A 17897-nucleotide genomic window follows, 5' to 3' on the forward strand; every position below is an offset into this window, starting at 1 on the left:
TCTTTACACCTCTGGTTGTTCAAAAAAATCAGCCACCAAGACTCCTGCCTTGTCCAGATGCACATACAAGAGGCGGTCTTGTTCCATCACCAACTGTCCACCTTTGTGTTGGACCAACTGCAGATAACGATCTTGCTCTTGATTGATGGTCTCTACTAAAAACCGTAGAAAAGTCGCCATGGACTGCAGTTTCACTACATGTACCTGCAAGCCCTCCACTTGGAGGCCAGCAACCAATCGGTGAAAATCATCCTGTACAGTCTCATAGGTCTGGTCATCACCAAAACAAGTCAGGTAGTTAAATCCGTCCCATTTTCCAATAAACCAGTCCTGTTCATCCTTGTATTCGTAAATGCGTTCTGTCATAGGCTTACATGCTCCACTTCGATGGCCATTCCCAGCCAATTTTCTGCGATTTCGCGAAAGGCTAGCGGACTGGCAGTTGTATAGTAACGGTGCTGGGTCTTTTCCAAACTGCGGCTCCGGTTGATCTCAAAATAATTCAGTAGGACTGAAATGTCACGCGCACATTCTGCTCCCGAATCAATCAGTTTGACATCCTGCCCCATAGCGTTTTGAATAATAGGCCGCAAGAGGGGGTAATGGGTACAGCCCAAAACCAAGGTATCTACCTTCCCAACCAGGGGTCTTAGGGTCTCATAAACGACCTTCTTGGCCAAGCTGGACTGGTAGTTATTGGATTCTACCAGGGGAGCAAATTTGGGGCAGGCTAGACTTTCTACCTGCATCTCTGGAGACAAGGCTTGGATTTTCGTTCTGTAAATGTCTGACTGAATGGTCATGGCAGTTCCTAACACACCGATTTTTCCAGTCTGACTAGCCTTGATTGCTGCAGATGCCCCTGGCAAAATCACTCCCAAGACAGGAATGTCCAAGGCTTCTTTGACTTCCTCCCAAGCAACCGCTGTTGCGGTATTGCAGGCAAACACAATCATTTTGACATCCTTGGTCAATAGAAAACGGACCAATTGCCAGGTGTACTCTTTAATTTGCTCTGCCGGTCTTGGCCCATAAGGCGCTCGAGCAGAATCTCCAATATAGACGATTTCCTCATGTGGTAGCTGACGCATAAGCTCTCTTGCTACCGTCAATCCACCGACACCAGAATCTAAAAATCCAATAGGTCGATTATCCATATATCTCTTCCTTAGTTGCCAATTTCCAACTGGCTCTACTGAAAAGGGACTGGGATGAATCCCTAGTCCCATTTATTCTTATTTTTTCTTGCTTGCAACTTTTTGTTGGCTCTTGATTTGGCGTAGTACTTGTTGTACCTTTGCTTCGCTTGGCTTTTGACCCATTTGACTCATCATCAAACGAAGGGCATTTTCATCCAAAATCGGCTTATCAGCGATGAATTTTTCCACTTGCTTACGTGACAAGTAAATACCGAGAGCTACACCACCAGCAAGTGCTAAGACAACCAATAAAATAACAATTCCAATATGTACTGACATAATGTGTCAATCTCCTGACTTTTCTTTATACATTTCTGCTTAGCGAGAACCTGTCTCAACTGACACTATTATACCAAATTAAGACCGTTTTTCCAAGACTTACCTGTCAAATTCGAATCCATACAAGGTCGCAAAGTAGTCTTCTGGGGTTTCTGCCCGACGAATCATGCGCGCTCCGCCATTTTCCTCAAGAAGAATCTCCGCTGAACGCAGACGACCGTTGTAGTTGTAGCCCATGGAGAAGCCGTGGGCTCCGCTGTCATGAATAACGAGGGTGTCCCCCACTTCTGCTCGTGGCAATTCACGGTTGACTGCAAACTTGTCGTTATTCTCGCAAAGGGAGCCAGCCACATCCACTACTTCAATTGGCGCATCTGGGCGAGAAATGTTGGTAATGTGATGGTAGGCCCCGTAAAAGGCTGGACGCATGAGATTGGCAGCCGACGCATCAACACCAATATAGGTCCGATAGGTTTCCTTGCGGTGGAGAACTTTGGTGATAAGGTGGCCGTGGGGAGCCAGCATGAAGCGGCCCAATTCTGTAAAAATCTTGACCTTTCCCATACCAGCTGGCGTCAGGATTTCTTCATAAACCTTGCGTACCCCTTCACCAATGATGGCGATGTCATTTGGTTCTTGGTCTGGACGATAGTTAACCCCTATACCGCCAGACAGGTTGATAAAGTCAAGGGTTACCCCTGTTTCCTGACGAATCTCCAAGGCAAGTTCAAACAACTGACGAGCCAACTCTGGATAGTAGTCATTTGTCACGGTATTGGAAGCTAGAAAGGCATGAAGCCCAAACTCCTTGACTCCCAAGTCTTTCAATTCTTTATACCCCTGCATGAGCTGATCCTTGGTCATGCCAAACTTGGACTCTTCTGGATGGTCCATGATGTCCGTTCCCAGAGAGAAGGTGCCACCTGGATTGTAGCGGAGGCAGACTGTTTCAGGAATGCCAGCCACTTCCTTCAAAAAGGCAATGTGTTCGTAGGCATCCAAGTTAATGGTCGCTCCAACTTCACGCGCATAAACGAATTCTTGAGCCTGGGTATCGTTAGAGGTGAACATGATGTCGGTAAAACCAAGTTTGGCACTCATGAGCACTTCCACGTCGGTGGCACAGTCAACACCACACCCCTCTTCCCGAAGAATGTTCAAAATGGCTGGCGTTGGCGTTGCCTTAACGGCAAAATATTCCTTGAAGCCTTTGTTCCAAGAAAAAGCCGCATTGAGGGCACGGGCCTTCTCCCGAATTCCTTTTTCATCGTACAAATGAAAAGGAGTTGGAAATTGACTAGTAATAGTTTCAAGAGCTTCTTTACTGATAAACGGTGTTTTTGTCATGGTCTCATCCTATCTTATAAATTTCTAACTATTATAGCATAGAGATAAAGGAAAACCCACTCAAAAGGAGTGGGAATTGATTAATCGCGACTCAAGCTACTGAAAATACGAAGCAGGTTGAGGAAAAGGTTGATAAAGTCAAGATAAAGTTGCAAGGCCATTGAGACAACCCAGCCTTGACCAACATTGCCACCAGTTTGCTCAAAGACATTGCGGATGCGTTGGTTGTCATAGGCAATCAAGCCTGAGAAAACCAATACCGATACAATTGACATGACAAAGCTTAAGCCTGACGAACGGAAGAAAATATTGATAATACCTGCAATAAAAATTCCCCACAAGGCTGCTCGCAAGGCTTGTCCCATGGCAGATAAATCTTTCTTAGTGGTGGCCCCAATCACCGCCATCACGACAAACATCAAGGCAGTTGAAAGAAAAGCAGTCACGACAGTTGCACCAGTATAACGAAGCAAAATCAAACCGATGGTAAAACCGTTCAAGGCAGAATAGCCAACAAACATGGGCAAGGCCAGCGGACTATTTTTAGCAGCCATGCTAGATGCAGCAAATACCAAGGCAATCTGTGCCAACATGATTACGATGAGAAAGACGCTACCACCTGTCAAAAGGGTGCTTGTCAGCGGCCAAAATACCGTCAATGACAAGAAGGCAACTAGGGTTGAAATTCCGATTCCAATGGCAACCACACCGTAGATACGAGCGAAGAATCGGTTGAGAGCGGATTGTTCGACTTGATTGATAATAAATTGATTGTTATTCATATAAACTCCTTTGAGATGGTTTAGGTAAAACGTAAAATCTTTCGGTTCTTCCAGCGATGTTGTAGAGGAAGGGTGGCTTCACGGACTGCCCAATATTTGTCCACACAGGTCACAATCCAAGCTTCCTTATAACGAGGAGGTGCCAAGGTAGCCCCAAACATATGTTTGACGATGATATCTTCTTCAACCTTGCTCAACTTAGTCAACTTACGGGCATTTCGAACCGCAATCCGCGGATGGGTCCAAGCATGGCTACGTGTAAACTTGGTATCTCGCCAGTCATAGAAAAAGAGATCGTGCAGGAGACCGCCTCTAGCAGTCGCCCGAGCATCCCAGCCAAATTTCTTGGCAATTTTATAACTGGTGTAGGAGACATTGATCGAATGCTCCAAACGCGTTGAATGATAGTGATGGGTAATCTTCCCTAATTTCTGAACTTTGGGGCTATCAAGCAGTCCCCCTACATAATGCATGAATTCTTTATCGTTTTTATAAACTGTCATATCCAATCCTCGTTTCTAGATTATACCACAGTTTATCCTGCTTGACTTAAATAAAGCTAAAGACCAAAATACCAGCCGCAACAGCAACGTTTAGACTTTCCGCCTGTCCTGGCATAGAGATATGAACCAGCTGGTCTGCTGCAGTCACAACCTGCTCTGATATCCCCTGACCTTCATTTCCCATGACCAAGGCAAAGCTGCCCTGCGGTCGCACTTGTTTGTAGTCGACCGACTGACTCGAGAGGGTCGTTGCCAGAATCTCTACCTGATTCTTACGGAGAAACTCTAAAATATCAGACATGGGTTGTCGGTAAACCGGAAGGTGAAAATGACTCCCCTGCATCGAACGTAAGACCTTCATACTATAAATGTCTGCTGACTTGTCTGACATGAAGACCCCGTCATAGGCTGCAGCATCTGCTGTTCGAATCATGGTTCCGACATTTCCTGGATCTTGGACATCTTCCAATACTAAATAACGCCCCCTTAATTGCTCTGGCAAATCCAGAGTCGGAAGACCGATCTGGGCAACAACACCTTGGGGAGATGGGCTGTCTGCTAAATCCTGCAAGATTTCTGGACTCACGACTTTCACTTTTGGCAAATCTGCCACCCTATCGGCCAATTCTTCCACAACAAAAACTTGTTCAATTTTAGCTCCTGCTTTTTGCGCTTCTTCTAAAAGGTGCCAGCCTTCGATCAGATAGGAAGATGTTCGGTGTTTTTTTTGATGTAATTTTTTGGCTTCTTTGACACTTGTATTGGCCTTGGAACGGATAATTTCCATAGATTCCTCATTTCTTTCACTTTGCAATCATGATATAATAAAGTCAGGAACTTGTCAAAAGGAGAAACCTATGAGAAAGCTGAAATTAATTGTCTCTGGTCGAGTTCAGGGAGTTGGTTTTCGCTGGTCCGTTTATTATCTAGCCTTGGAAATTGGAGATATCTATGGACGAGTTTGGAACAATGAAGATGGTACTGTCACCATCCTTGTCCAGTCTGAAAATAGTGAGAAGCTCAGCCATTTTATCCATGAAATCCGAAAAGGCCCGTCCCGCATGTCCAAGGTCACTTACCTAGATGCAACCCTGGCTAATTTTTCTGACTATGATGATTTTCAGGTCAGCCATAGGTAAAACTTGTATATTTTTTTCAAAAAAAGTACAATAGACAGTATCATGACATTAAGAAAAGGAAAGTTTACAACGTGAAACAATCAAAACGTCTCTACTTGTCAGGGCTTAGCCTGGCAACACTTTTGCTCCTGTCAGGTTGTGTGAGCACTGACTCAAATGGTAACCCGACTGGTCTCGTTTGGAACCTGCTCGGTCAACCCATGTCCAACTTGATTACCTTCTTTGCCGAAAATCAAGGTTTGGGCTTTGGACTTGCGATTATCATCGTGACCATCTTGGTCCGTCTGGTTATTCTACCACTTGGTATCTACCAGTCCAAAAAAGCGGCTTATCAATCTGAAAAGATGAACTACCTCAAGCCAATCTTGGCTCCTATCCAAGAGCGGATGCGAAACGCTAGCTCGCAAGAAGAGCAACTAGCTGCCCAACAAGAGCTCATGGCTACTCAAAAAGAGTACGGAGTCAGCATTCTTGGTGGTATGGGCTGTCTACCGCTTCTCATCCAAATGCCATTCTTCTCTGCAATTTACTTTGCAGCTCGCCATACACCAGGTATCTCAGAAGCTAGCTTTTTGGGAATCGACCTTGGCTCATCTAGCTTAGTCTTGACAGCTGTCGCTGCTATTCTCTACTACTTCCAGTCCCTTCTGATGATGGTTGGTATGGATGAGGAGCAGAAAAAACAAATGCGTGCTATGATGTATATGAACCCATTGATGATTGGTTACTTCTCTATGGTTTCTCCTGCTGGTGTGACCCTTTACTGGGTAGTCGGAGGTATCTTCGGTCTCTTACAACAAGCCATCACCAACTTTATTATCAAACCAAAAATTCGTCAACAAGTGGAAGAGGAAATGAAAAACAAACCTCTCAAACCAGTTCAAGGCAAGGTCAAGGATGTTACCCCATCTGCTGCCCAATCGATTGAAAATAAAAAGCAAAACCGTAACGCTGGCAAGCAACGGTCACGCTAACAAGCAAAACCCTCCATTATAAAAATGGAGGGTTCTTTTTATCCTTTTTACAGCCATTACGGTCGATAAATGGACTGTTTAAAGTCTTCTGTCTCTAGCAAGAAGGCATTCAAAAGGGCTGCTTTCAGGCCATATACCTGCGATTTTTCCTTGCTAAAGTAATCATACTGACTGTAATATTGTTGCCAAGAGGCATCATGGTCTACTGCTTTTGCCATTAACTCTTTCAGTTCCTGCAAACTGCTAATCGTTCGGGTTGGTCCATGGAAATAACCGCCATCAGCCCGTCCTCGGATGGTAATTGGCTTCAACTGATCCAGTTTTTCTATACGGCGTCTAAACATAGCCTTCCGAAAGGCTGCAGCAGAGTCGAACTCTCCATCGCTCATCTTGGCAATGACCTGGCTATCAGCTGAACGGTAGCCCAACTCACTGCGGAATTTGTTGGAAGCATAGGCTACCAAACCATCTTCGTAACCATATTCTGCTAAAAATTCAAAGGCTAGCTTGCGGAAATGCATCTCATTTCGACTAGGTCCGTCATCGTTTAGAGCACCATACATCGGGTCTAAGGCAGAGATGCTATGGTACTGACTAGCTGGGTATTGGATACTATCTGACTTTCCTTCTGGGTCGTAGAATCGTCTGGAGACAAGGCCCTTGTCAATCAACTCTTCAAAGGAACTGATACTTGTTTCGTATGGTAACTTACGGATAAGAATGCCGTTATCATCAAGCGTCACCAATTGATTGAACCAATTTTGACGAACATAGCTACTCTGTTTTAGAACTGCTTCTGCTTCTAAATAGTCCAGACTGTACAATACATCAAAGTAGCCACGCAGATAGGTTTGCAAGTCTTCTGTCGACTGAAAGCGTTGCGGGCTCAGGTTGGTCAAGCGTTTGAAACTTTCCTTGTCACTATGGTCAAAGAGACTATTGATGGTCAAACGATCTTGGTCACTCCACGGATTTGATTGGAAGAGGCCTTCCGCAAAGACTTCGGGACTCATTCCATTGCGGCGCGAATGGCCGAGTAGGTAGACATCATCCTCCAAGACATGGGTCAGTTCATGGGTGTAGGTAGAAGCTGCTCGCTCACCCATCATATCCAAGCAGTCAAAGACATTGTCATACCCAAGTGAATAAGCAAAGGTTCCCTCATAGTGAGTATGGTCCTTACCAAGCGGACCAAAGAAATACCGCATGCTTGGGGTTGGGTCTAAGAGGCTCAACCATCTTCCTTTCAAAAGACGGCTGTCCCAGTTAATAACATGGCTAAATACCTTGTCCTTGTGACTTTCTGGGAGGATATTATAGAGATAGTCTGAGTGAGCATTCCAATGCTTGGCAGCTGCTCGCACTCGTTCCTTGACCTTTTCATATTCTGCTAGCGTCCATTCTTTGACACTGTGTTCATACATCCCAAGGAAGAGGGAGGTCATGTTGCTGACGACAAAGATTCCTTCACCTGGCATGGTCAAAAGTATCAAGGCCATCTCTTTGAACCGCCATGGTCGGCTACTGATTTTCTGATAGACTTCTACATGGTGGTAGGGACTGGTTGGGTTATCTTGTTTAGCACGTGCACTTGCAACTTCCGATTTGATCTCTAGAATAAAGGCCTTGCTGCTCTCATTGAACCACTGACTCGTCGTTTTGTCTGGGGAAAAGACTTGGCGGAGGGCTTCCAGATAGCCAAATAAATCAGATTGCAGGCTAGGTCCTGCGACTAAACCACTACCGATTACATAGTTGTATTTAGGTTGTAGGGCTGCTTTTCCTAAATTACCCAACTGGATCAATCTATCAAGACTGTTCTGATTGCGCCCAAAGAAGCTGCCCTCTTTTATCATCAAGTCCTTCACCTGTCTTTCCCCAAAGGTAATCGCATACCAACGGTTCATATAGGCGAGCCCCAGCAAAAATGCTGCCTTATTGGTCCGGATTTCCTCCATTAGGCTGGCAAAACCTGCGCTGTTGGTATCCAAGAACAACCAGTTGCTTGAAAGTAGGTCTATCAGGTGTCTTTCCACATCTGATTTGACTTGGTTAAAGGATTCTTCTAAGAAGAGTTTGGCCAAGTCAAGGTTATTTTGAGTTTGAATTCCCAGCGCTTGTCGAATTTCTTGCGAATCAAATTGAACTGCTGTCAATTCTGCTATCAAGCTGTTGACTGCTTGGCTTTGGCGAGGTGAAAATGCATAATTATCTGGTGTATAGCTGATGTTTCTATCCAGTAGGATATATTCTTGAATCGCTCCGCCATTGACCACCAAATCACTGCGCTTATTCAGATATACCTGCTCTGAACTACCATCCGCATAGTGTAGCAGCAAGCCTGTCACTGGTTTTTCTGTTGTTATATAGAAGACCAGTTCCTGGCCAGACAAGGCTTGAACATCTAGGAGTTGCTTGGTTACCAGGCTATCTCCATCCTCCAGTCGGTTGGCCTGCTGGATGAGGACATCACGAGTGTAGAATGGAAGGAGTTTTTCCATGTTTCGATAAGCCTGCAAGCGAGATGGTCGATAATGAGCAAAGGCCTGATAAACTTCCTGGGAAGTAGGGGATGTCTGAATCCTTTCACGAAGCTGTGTCAAACCAAACTGTGCCAGCAGTTGCTCCACTTGATTGGATTCAATTGCCTGGGCGTGCCAATCGCTATCCGAACTTTCCTCTTCTGACAGGTAGTAAAGTTGACTCAGCTGGGACTGGTTATCCAAGGGGAAACCATACACAGGTTTACCTTCCGTTACTTGAACGGTCGATAGACCTTGACTGATCCGGCTAATCCGTCCTGCTGAAGATAAGATAGTGCCGACCAATCCGCCATTTTCCGTGTCTGCACTTGCCGAAGATGTAATCAAGCCGCTAGCAAAGACACGACGAATGTTAGAAGCTCCCTCCACTTGGCCGACAATGCCTCCAATCTTGCTACCTGATGAGATGGCCATCAGCTGGGCATCTGTTACAGCACCGTCAATCTGGCCACTTCCACCAAGCCATGCGGCAATACCTCCAAGGCGGTTATCTGTATTTGCAGTTGTCAGGCTACGGATGGAGCCTTTAAAACTAATATCCGCTAAGCGGCCTCCTGCAAAATGGCCCACAAGACCACCAATATTATCTGCCGCAGTCAACTGCCCTTGCACAGCTACATCGCTTACCTCTACATCTTGTGCATAGGATTCCTTGGCAAGGGCACCGACATGGCTAGCTTGTGGTTGGTGAATCGCAACCTCTTTTAGGTGTAGATCCTGAACACGAGCTCCCGCTCCCAATTTTTCAAGGAATGGGAGGGACAAATCGTAAATACTATAACCATTTCCGACGAGGCGACCTTTGAATTCACCCAATACATAAGCAGTTTGACCAACACTAGTTTGAAAGCCACTTGCCGTCATATCTCCGGCCAAATGGAATTCCCCTGTTAGATTTTGGTTCATAGCTTGTACCAATTGAGCAAAATCACGATAGCTGCCCGTACGAACAGGCGTATTTCTCGGAATATCAAAAGTCAAGTCATTTGAAAATTGCCCATTTGCTTGCTTATCTTCGACGAGATTGTCCAGTCTAGCCCTGACACGGAAATGAGCTGCATCCTGGGTCTGAATACTTGCCACCGGCAGGAGTACTTCCTTGGCCTCTTCAGAAACTAGTTTGATATAGTATGAACTGGTCTCTTTTGGAATCTCATTCAGCTGCAAAATACGGGTCGCCTGGCCATTGGTAAACTGCCATAATTCTGGCCGGTCCGTATGCTTAAACTGGATACGACGGGTTTCAAGGGTTACATTTGCTTCGTCAGCAACTGAATCTGTCAACTCTTGTTCACCTGCTCGGTAGGTAATTTCTGCCCGAACAGTGTAATCAATATTTTCTTGCAGTTGACTAAATGTAACTTGACGGAAGAGACCTTGAACCTTCAACTCCTTGGTTTCCACGAGGGTATCACCAATATAGAGACTTGCTCGAGCCGATTGGAAGCGTTTGGCCTTGTCTTCTAACAGATAAGCTAGACTAACTGACTTGCCTTCCTTGTCCGTCTGGGTCAGACGAAGACTGAGTGTTGGTTTTGGTCCAAATTCTTCTAGCGCTGGACTAGGAGGAGTTGGGAGTTCGACGACCTTACTGCCTCGGTAGGTAATCTGGTCTCGCGCTTCGCGAATCACCTCTCTCTTCACCAAATGAGATTGGTCGCCAATGTCAAAATAGGTCAGGCGATTTTCCCCAGTCTGCCCTTCCTGCATCTCAATCCGTCCTTCTAACCACTCTGGTCGCTCTTCCTCTCGGTGGCTAAAGGGGACCTGTTCGATCTGGTACCGGATTTTTGCAACAGGCTTGTCTGCTTGATACAAAGGAGCAACTAGCTTACCATCCTGACGGCTACCTCGGACAGTAACCTGATCCTGTGCTTCTTCCAAGACTCGACTGGTTAAGACAGTTCGCTGGTCGCTAATACGAGCATAGGTGACTTCCTTGAGGCCATTTCTACCCGGTAAGACAACAACCTCATCTTGGCGCAAATCGGCATTGATTTCTTCCCTAAAGCCATGGGAAACAATTTCCTCTACTCGCTCAATCTGTGCGACTGGCTTATCTGACTGGTATAAAGGGGCAACTAGTTTTTCATCAATCCCTATCCCTTCAAAAATTCTCCGACTAATTGACGGAATTTCCTCTCGACTAGTTTCCTGGCTCGAAATGAGTTTCCCATCAACAAAGGTATCCTTGTATTGGATGATGTGCTTGCCTGCTCGCCCTTCTTCTACTCGAGTTTGACCCCGTGCTAGATCCTGCGTTGAAATCCGTTCCTCTGGGATTTCCAAGCTAATTTCCTCAGACCGGCTAAGCTCCTGAATCGGAAGACTTGGCAAAGCAGGACGACTTGGAGCATAATCTGGGACTTGTACGATTGCTTCAGAGCTTACAATCTCCTCTGTTTCACCTATTCCAATATAGTGAATACTAGGACGTCCCGGAAACTCACGACGAGACAATTCATTGCTTGCTACAACTTGTCCTGCGACAACCACATCTTGGTAGTCTATTTCTATTCGCCCTGCCTGACCTTCTTCAATCTCTGTTTCACAGCTCGGAAGGCGGTCTGTTTCCACTCTCTCCACCACTATTGGTAGATCTTCTGAAGCAGTTCGATTGACCAATTCAAACTCTAGGGCAGCTGGAGGGATTTGTTGAGGGGCTTGGTCAGGAACCTGTGTGACCTCTTCTTGTAGCTGTTCTGGAAGAGCAGTCCCTTCCTCCCTAGTCCCAATATACAGAATGCTTGGTTTCCCAGCAATTTCTTGTCGCCCCAACTCCTTGCTGGCCACTACTTGACCAGCGACGACCACATCTTGGTAGTCAATGATAAGCTGACCAGCCTGGCCTGGCTGTCGCTCTGTTTCTCCTACCAGAAGTCTATCTGTTCGAATCTCTACTTCTGCAATAGCTAGGTCTTGGCGTTCGGTCCGTTGCTGCAAATCAAAGGCCAATGGCACCACCTTGTAGTTCAAACTTTCTTCTCCAAGAGACCAACTTATTGTCTCAACTTGGTCTTGGTTTTCAACCGCCTTACTGCCCTTATAGAGAATCTGTGGACGGGCTGGAGTCTCCTGGATATCCAATAAGTCTGTTTGAACTAAGTGATTGTTTACCCAGGTTTCTTTGTAGTGATAGGTCCGTTGTCCATCCTGACCTTCTTCCATTCTGCTTTCTCCCACAACTAGGTTGGGATCTTCTCTTTCTTCAACAGGCGCTGGCAGGACTTCAACCTCTTCACGGTAACGGATTTCTGGCAAGATCTCCGGCTGTGTAACCTGCTCTATTTCCTTGTCTTCATGAAGAAAATCCTTCTCATTTTTTTGCGAAAGGCTTTCCTGCTCACCCTGACTAGCGGAATTTGTCCTGCCTGCTACCTCCGCTTTCTTCTGCGTAAGCTCTGCTTTTTCTCCATCCACCAAATAACCTAAAAAGCGGTGACCTGCAATCTGAATTTTTCCGTCTGGAAGAGAGTCCCCAACTGCTAAGGTGATTGTTTGATTATGGGATGCTAAGACTGACGATTCTAGGGCAGCTAACTCTAAAACAGGAAAGACTGCTCCGCCGATTGTGACATAAAGCAAGCAGACGACACGTGCCTTTTTCGAACGACTTGCTACCAAACCAACCAAGAGAAAGCCTCCAGCAAGCACCAAACCCAGCTGAGAAGCAATTTGCCCAGTGGCTGGCAAGATGGCAGGCCGCTCTACCTGATATACCAAATAGTAAGTCACATCCTGACTGACCTTGGCTGGTAAGACCTCAACCAATCTTTCAAGATCCTTACGATTCAGTTCACTATCTAAGACATAGCGAAACTGGATCTGCTTTAGATCTCTTTCCGACTGAATCTCATTAGCTAAAACCTGCGGTGTAGCCAAAAGAGGTGCTAAAGCAAAGTTTGCAATACAGAGAGATAGGACACCTACGGACAATTTCCGTATCGAAAATGCTTTTCGCTTTTCATAAAAAAAACTACTCATTTTTCCTCCTTTATTATTAAACGTATAATCCTATCCTTATTTTAGTACAAAACTTCTCAAAATGCACACAATATCATAATAATATACATTATATTGTAAATAAAAAAAGAGCCGGGCTCATGCCCAACTCCGCTTTAGCGACTTATACTGATTTTTCAACCTTCAAAATCTTCACCTGGTAGCTACCAACAGGGGTTTCAACAGTAGCTAGGTCACCAGTTTTTTTACCAATCAAGGCTTGTCCAATCGGACTTTCATTGGATACCTTGTTTGCAAAAGCATCTGCACCCGCAGCACCAACAATATGGTAAACTTCCTCATCTGATTCGCCGACTTCCTGAACCGTTACAGATTTACCGATAGCGACTTCGTCCGCAGCAACCGCATCTGAGTTAACGATTTCAGCATAACGAATTTTCGTTTCAATCATTGAGATTTGACCCTCAACAAAAGCCTGCTCATCTTTGGCTGCCTCATATTCTGAGTTCTCTGAAAGGTCTCCATAAGAACGCGCAATTTTAATACGCTCAACGATTTCTGGACGACGAACCAATTTTAGTTCTTCTAATTCTTTTTCTAATTTTTCCTTCTCAAGAAGGGTCATAGGGTAGGTTTTTTCTGCCATGATAATTCCTTTTTGTATTGTTTTATTTTGATCATAAAATACGAAAACAAAATTATGTGGCAAAACCACATAATTTTGTTACGGGATAGACTCCTAATTGTTTAGCTTGCTGTTCACGTATGTTTCAACGTTCGCCAAGTGTTCTTCATAAGAGTTCGTGAAGTAAACAGTTCCTGTCGTTACATCTGCTACAAAATAGTAGTAGTCAGTTGTATTTGGATTTACTGTTGCTTCGATAGCTGATAGACTTGGACTATCAACTGGACCAGGCATCAAGCCGTAGTTGACATAGATGTTAAATGGTGAATCGATTGCTGTATCGATAGCAGCATCTTGTGCCAAGGTTGTTTCTTGACCAAGCATGCCCATCGCATAAAGAATAGCGATGTTTGATTGAAGTGGAATACCAGCATTGATACGGTTGTAGAAGACACTTGCGATATTGCGACGATCTTCATCTGTTGAACCTTCTTTTTCAACCAATGAAGCCATGGTCAACACAGAATTAACATCCAAGCCTTTGGCTGCCAAACTCTCATAGTAAGGCTTCAAGTTTGCATCCATTGCAGCAATCATTTGCTCAATCAAGCCTTCTACAGTTGTGTCTGCTGTATAATCATAGGTTGCTGGGAAGAGGTAGCCTTCCAATTGGTATTTAACACCTGAATCTGCTGCTGGCAAGCTTGCAAACAAGGTTGGGTAAGCAGCTACCATTCGCGCAATGAAATCTTGGTTTTGCACAGTTGCCATAAACTCTTCTGCAGTAAATGGCGTTGTGTCCGTTGTATCATCTGTATAGACATTATCTGTCACAGCCTTAGAGATTTGCTCCAAGGTGTAGCCTTCAACCACCAAGACTTTACCTGCGATTGGATCTTCCGCTACTGGCGTACCACCTTCTTGCAAGGCTTTTGCCAAGTCATCTACTGACATGCTTTGGCTCAAATTGTAGAAACCACTTTGGAAATTGTTGTAGCTCTTCAATTTGGCATAGTAGTTAAAGATCGTTGCATTTTTGATCAAGTTGTTATCTTGCAAAATTTCTGCAATCTCTTTAGTTGATGAACCTTCCGGAATTTCAACCTGCACTGTCTCAGTTGCGCTGGAATTGATTGGTTCCAAGCTCGATTTAACATAGAAATAACCAGAAACAGCTGTCAAAATCAGGGCCAAAACGGTTACCAACATCACAACTGAAACAATGCGCTTAGCTGCCTTATCTTGTTTCTTACGTGCTTGCTTGGTGCTGCGGCGTCTTGGCGTTTCTAATCCAGCTTTTGCAACTGGTTTTTCCGCTTGATTTTCCTCAACTGGAACTGGGACTGGTGTCACAATTGTCTTATCCAACTCAACTTCGTCTTCAGCAAGTGGTGTTTCATCAAGGGATTCAACAACTGGCTCCTCAACTGGAATTAGAGTTGGAGTTGGAACGGAACGCTCAAAGTTTTCTGCCATTGAACGCAACTCAGAAATGTTTCGTTCAACTGTGTTTTCAAATTCAGAACCAGCATCAAAACTTGGTTGCTCAACTGGAGTGACTGGCACAACTGGTTCTGATTGTTTCACCACAACTGGAACTTCTTCTTCAAAATCAATCGCATCGATTTTAACAGTTGGTCGAACTAAATCCTCTGCTACGGCCATCTCAGGTTGAGGCGTTGAAATAAGGACTTCCTCAATTGCAACTGGTTCCGGAACAACAATCTCCTCAACTGGAAGATGGTCTTCTACTAACGGTTCTGGCTGCAAATCGATGGATTCCGTTTGTTCCTGTCCCTGGGCCTCTCTTAATCTTTTTTGTTTTAACTCTTCCAAATCCCGTAAAATTTGTTCACGAAAATTGGAAGATTGTGTGTTCTTTTCTTTCGAATCGTTGCTCACAATTAAACTCCTTTCACACAATTACCTTTTATTATATCTTAAAAGCCTAACAAAATCAAGAACTTCCTTTATTTATCAAGCTTTCCACCGCATTTGGTACCAAGTTGAACCTCCTAATTGTGACAAACCGATTCCTAAATCTTCAAATCCGTTCATGCAATAGAAAGAAAGCAATTCTTCATGGCAGGTCAAGCTGATCCCTTCCCAGCCTTGATTGACAACTAAGTCCTTCAAACTGGCTAGTAAAAGGCTGCCCAAACCTTGCCCCTTATAGGCTTGAGCTACAGCTAAACTCGCAACAGCTAGACAACTTCCTGTTTCATCCACCTTTACCTCTTGGAAATAGACTTGGTCAGTCAGGTCCCAGCCAACAATCGGCCTGGTCAATAAAAAGGCACAAACCTGACCTTGGTCTTCTACCACTAAAGAAGTAGACGAGTGACTTGCAAATGACGCAAGGACCGCTGGTGAAATTCGTTCTTCCGCAACAAAACTGGCCTCTTCCAAAGCCAGAAGTGCCGCCTCATCTCCTTTTGTCACAAATCGTAGCTGCATGCAGTCTCCTTTCTAGCAAGCAAAGACAGAGGTCTGACCTCTGTCTTTGCTCTGTTCTTATTGAACATTATTAGATAGGTTGGACAGCAAGCGTTCGAAGGAATACTCATAGGATTGAATATCTCCTGCTCCCATGAAGACATAGACTGCATTGTCATGGTCAAGGAGCGGCGAAGTATTTTCTACTGTTACCAGTCCACCTTTTTTATTGATTTTGGCTGCCAAATCTTCCACTTTGACTTGTCCGTTATCTGTTTCTCGAGCAGAACCGTAGATTTGTGCCAGATAAACAGCATCGGCATCATTGAGAGCTTCTGCAAACTCATCCAAGAGAGCAATGGTCCGTGTGAAGGTATGCGGTTGGAAAATGGCCACAATCTCTTTACTTGGGTATTTCTGACGTGCTGCATCAATGGTCGCAATAATTTCGGTTGGATGGTGGGCAAAATCATCGATAATGACCGTATCATTGACCACTTTCTCTGTGAAACGACGTTTGACACCACCGAAGGTTTTCAAATGTTCCGCTACCAAGTTCAAGTCAAATCCAGCCACATAGAGGTTAGCAATGACTGCGGTTGCATTCATGACATTGTGCTTACCGAAGGTCGGAATTTGGAATTGACCTAGCTCTTTTTTCCCGTGGCGCACCTTGAACTGGGAACCTGTTGTAGAAGGTTTCAAGTCATAAGCCACAAAGTCATTGTCCTCACCAAAACCATAGTAGTAAATTGGTGCTTGAGCAGTAATCTGACGGAGTTGCTCGTCTTCCCCATACAGAAAGAGTCCTTTTTTCACCTGTTTAGCATAATCATTGAAAGCATTAAAGACATCCTCCAAGCTGGTGAAATAATCTGGGTGGTCAAAGTCAATGTTAGTAATAATGCTGTATTCAGGATAGTAAGGTTTAAAGTGACGCTCGTACTCGTCAGATTCAAAGACGAAATACTGGGCATTGGCAGAGCCACGACCCGTACCATCTCCAATCAAAAAAGAGGTATCTGTAATGTTACGCATCACATGGGCCAAGAGACCTGTTGTTGAAGTTTTACCGTGGGCACCAGCGACACCGAGGCTAGTAAAGCCCTTCATAAATTCACCCAGGAATTCATGGTAGCGTTTGTAAGATAAGCCTTGAGCGTCGGCGTAGGCAATTTCTACGTTATTATCTGGGCGGAAGGCATTTCCAGCGATCAATTCAACATCAGCTGTGATGTTCTTCTCATCAAAGGGAAGAATCGCAATTCCTGCTTGCTCCAAACCACGCTGAGTAAAATAATATTTCTCAACATCGCTTCCTTGCACCTTGTGACCCATCTGGTGCAACATAAGCGCTAGGGCACTCATCCCTGAACCCTTAATCCCGATAAAATGATAGGTTTTTGTCATTAGATTTCCTCTTCCATGTGTGTTAAATTCAATTCTTGGGCCATGCGGCGTTCTTTTTGAAATTTCCGCTCTGGGTAATTGTAAACCTGACTCTTCCTCAAGAAATCATAGGAATTGCGTGGTTTTTCCTTTTCTTGCTCTCGATCTTCTTTTTTCAAAGAGTAAACAGGTGGTAGGTCTGCCAAGATGTAATTTTCTTGACGTAGTCTGTTGGCTAAGTCAGCTAGTTCCTGACTCCCCTTTTGAGGCTGGACTACTGGTCGTTCTTTTTTGATAACCTTAGCAGGATGAGGCTTATCATTCTTCAAATAACTAGCTGATTTTTTCCGTTTGATATCTTCCCTGGCTTGCTCACGCGCCAATTGTCCCTGAGTTTTTGGTAAGGCTTCGCCACGTGCATCTGACTTGACCATCGGCTTGGCCAACCGTTCCTTACGAGAATACGGACTTGGCTTCACTTCAAACAAAGGCGGCAGCAAGTCCCTCTCTGATGGACCGTCCTGTACTGGATTTTCCTTTGTTGGAAGGTCCGTTGGCCCAGGGCCATCAAAAAAACGGTCCTGGTAGTTTCCTCGGATATTACTGATTAAGTCTGTCTCATCGTACAGATCCATTGCTGGTCGCATTTCGATGATGCTTTCATGGTCTGCAATCACTGGAAAACGATTCTGGCTATTCATAGTCCTCTCATCCTTTC

General features: G+C 44.8%; 15 protein-coding genes. 2 read left to right on the forward strand and 13 right to left on the reverse strand.

The features are described 5' to 3' along the window. Nucleotides 1–3 precede the first annotated feature (3 nt). The 7 genes from PXH68_RS07195 to PXH68_RS07225 all read right to left on the reverse strand — a co-directional run bounded on the left by PXH68_RS07195 (nt 4) and on the right by PXH68_RS07225 (nt 4897). The gene (locus PXH68_RS07195; RefSeq protein WP_248028596.1) at nt 4–366 is read right to left on the reverse strand and encodes a hypothetical protein; all 363 of its coding nucleotides are present in this window, start codon (nt 364–366) and stop codon (nt 4–6) included. Then, a complete protein-coding gene (gene racE / locus PXH68_RS07200; protein ID WP_158456715.1) occupies nt 363–1157 on the reverse strand; it encodes a glutamate racemase in 795 nt (264 codons plus the stop codon). Before racE ends, PXH68_RS07195 begins: the two co-directional genes overlap by 4 nt. Before the next feature lie 78 nt (nt 1158–1235). Then, the gene (locus PXH68_RS07205) at nt 1236–1478 is read right to left on the reverse strand and encodes a YneF family protein (RefSeq protein ID WP_158456717.1); all 243 of its coding nucleotides are present in this window, start codon (nt 1476–1478) and stop codon (nt 1236–1238) included. 99 nt (nt 1479–1577) lie between these two features. Beyond that, entirely contained in the window at nt 1578–2825 is a 1248-nt protein-coding gene (locus PXH68_RS07210; protein WP_248028597.1) for a diaminopimelate decarboxylase, read from the reverse strand. Between the two features lie 80 nt (nt 2826–2905). Then, nucleotides 2906–3607, reverse strand: a complete 702-nt coding sequence (locus PXH68_RS07215) for a Bax inhibitor-1/YccA family protein (protein WP_205031428.1) — start codon at nt 3605–3607, stop codon at nt 2906–2908. 20 nt (nt 3608–3627) lie between these two features. After that, on the reverse strand, nt 3628–4110 hold the full coding sequence (locus tag PXH68_RS07220; protein WP_248028598.1) for an HD domain-containing protein: 483 nt from the start codon (nt 4108–4110) through the stop codon (nt 3628–3630). Between the two features lie 46 nt (nt 4111–4156). Further along, nucleotides 4157–4897 (reverse strand): TrmH family RNA methyltransferase, encoded by a 741-nt coding sequence (locus tag PXH68_RS07225; RefSeq protein ID WP_248028599.1) that lies wholly within the window; start codon nt 4895–4897, stop codon nt 4157–4159. Between the two features lie 70 nt (nt 4898–4967). Between PXH68_RS07225 and PXH68_RS07230 the strand changes: the two genes are divergently transcribed. Continuing rightward, complete coding sequence (locus PXH68_RS07230; RefSeq protein WP_158456728.1) at nt 4968–5249, forward strand: acylphosphatase; 282 nt, start codon at nt 4968–4970, stop codon at nt 5247–5249. Between the two features lie 71 nt (nt 5250–5320). Then, nucleotides 5321–6223 (forward strand): membrane protein insertase YidC, encoded by a 903-nt coding sequence (gene yidC, locus PXH68_RS07235; RefSeq protein WP_248028600.1) that lies wholly within the window; start codon nt 5321–5323, stop codon nt 6221–6223. A 56-nt stretch (nt 6224–6279) separates the two neighbouring features. Here the strand turns inward: yidC and PXH68_RS07240 are convergent, their stop codons facing one another. From PXH68_RS07240 to PXH68_RS07265, 6 genes are all read right to left on the reverse strand, one after another. After that, on the reverse strand, nt 6280–12750 hold the full coding sequence (locus PXH68_RS07240; protein WP_248028601.1) for a ZmpA/ZmpB/ZmpC family metallo-endopeptidase: 6471 nt from the start codon (nt 12748–12750) through the stop codon (nt 6280–6282). 142 nt (nt 12751–12892) lie between these two features. Further along, nucleotides 12893–13375 (reverse strand): transcription elongation factor GreA, encoded by a 483-nt coding sequence (greA, locus tag PXH68_RS07245; RefSeq protein WP_158456736.1) that lies wholly within the window; start codon nt 13373–13375, stop codon nt 12893–12895. 93 nt (nt 13376–13468) lie between these two features. Further along, a complete protein-coding gene (gene mltG, locus PXH68_RS07250) occupies nt 13469–15256 on the reverse strand; it encodes an endolytic transglycosylase MltG (RefSeq protein WP_248028602.1) in 1788 nt (595 codons plus the stop codon). A gap of 75 nt (nt 15257–15331) precedes the next feature. Beyond that, the gene (locus PXH68_RS07255; protein WP_248028603.1) at nt 15332–15811 is read right to left on the reverse strand and encodes a GNAT family N-acetyltransferase; all 480 of its coding nucleotides are present in this window, start codon (nt 15809–15811) and stop codon (nt 15332–15334) included. Between the two features lie 57 nt (nt 15812–15868). Continuing rightward, entirely contained in the window at nt 15869–17200 is a 1332-nt protein-coding gene (gene murC, locus PXH68_RS07260) for a UDP-N-acetylmuramate--L-alanine ligase (RefSeq protein ID WP_248028604.1), read from the reverse strand. Beyond that, the gene (locus tag PXH68_RS07265; RefSeq protein ID WP_248028605.1) at nt 17200–17880 is read right to left on the reverse strand and encodes a hypothetical protein; all 681 of its coding nucleotides are present in this window, start codon (nt 17878–17880) and stop codon (nt 17200–17202) included. Before PXH68_RS07265 ends, murC begins: the two co-directional genes overlap by 1 nt. Nucleotides 17881–17897: the final 17 nt, after the last annotated feature.

The organism is Streptococcus sp. 29896 (assembly GCF_032594915.1).
GTDB lineage: Bacteria > Bacillota > Bacilli > Lactobacillales > Streptococcaceae > Streptococcus > Streptococcus suivaginalis.

Excerpts from the sequence above, each read along its gene's own strand:
- PXH68_RS07225 (WP_248028599.1), bottom strand. The coding sequence starts at position 4,897 with ATGGAAATTATCCGTTCCAAGGCCAATACAAGTGTCAAAGAAGCCAAA.
- PXH68_RS07265 (WP_248028605.1), bottom strand. The coding sequence starts at position 17,880 with ATGAATAGCCAGAATCGTTTTCCAGTGATTGCAGACCATGAAAGCATC.
- greA (WP_158456736.1), bottom strand. The coding sequence starts at position 13,375 with ATGGCAGAAAAAACCTACCCTATGACCCTTCTTGAGAAGGAAAAATTA.
- PXH68_RS07215 (WP_205031428.1), bottom strand. The coding sequence starts at position 3,607 with ATGAATAACAATCAATTTATTATCAATCAAGTCGAACAATCCGCTCTC.
- PXH68_RS07205 (WP_158456717.1), bottom strand. The coding sequence starts at position 1,478 with ATGTCAGTACATATTGGAATTGTTATTTTATTGGTTGTCTTAGCACTT.
- PXH68_RS07255 (WP_248028603.1), bottom strand. The coding sequence starts at position 15,811 with ATGCAGCTACGATTTGTGACAAAAGGAGATGAGGCGGCACTTCTGGCT.
- PXH68_RS07240 (WP_248028601.1), bottom strand. The coding sequence starts at position 12,750 with ATGAGTAGTTTTTTTTATGAAAAGCGAAAAGCATTTTCGATACGGAAA.
- racE (WP_158456715.1), bottom strand. The coding sequence starts at position 1,157 with ATGGATAATCGACCTATTGGATTTTTAGATTCTGGTGTCGGTGGATTG.
- PXH68_RS07195 (WP_248028596.1), bottom strand. The coding sequence starts at position 366 with ATGACAGAACGCATTTACGAATACAAGGATGAACAGGACTGGTTTATT.
- PXH68_RS07230 (WP_158456728.1), top strand. The coding sequence starts at position 4,968 with ATGAGAAAGCTGAAATTAATTGTCTCTGGTCGAGTTCAGGGAGTTGGT.
- murC (WP_248028604.1), bottom strand. The coding sequence starts at position 17,200 with ATGACAAAAACCTATCATTTTATCGGGATTAAGGGTTCAGGGATGAGT.
- PXH68_RS07210 (WP_248028597.1), bottom strand. The coding sequence starts at position 2,825 with ATGACAAAAACACCGTTTATCAGTAAAGAAGCTCTTGAAACTATTACT.
- PXH68_RS07220 (WP_248028598.1), bottom strand. The coding sequence starts at position 4,110 with ATGACAGTTTATAAAAACGATAAAGAATTCATGCATTATGTAGGGGGA.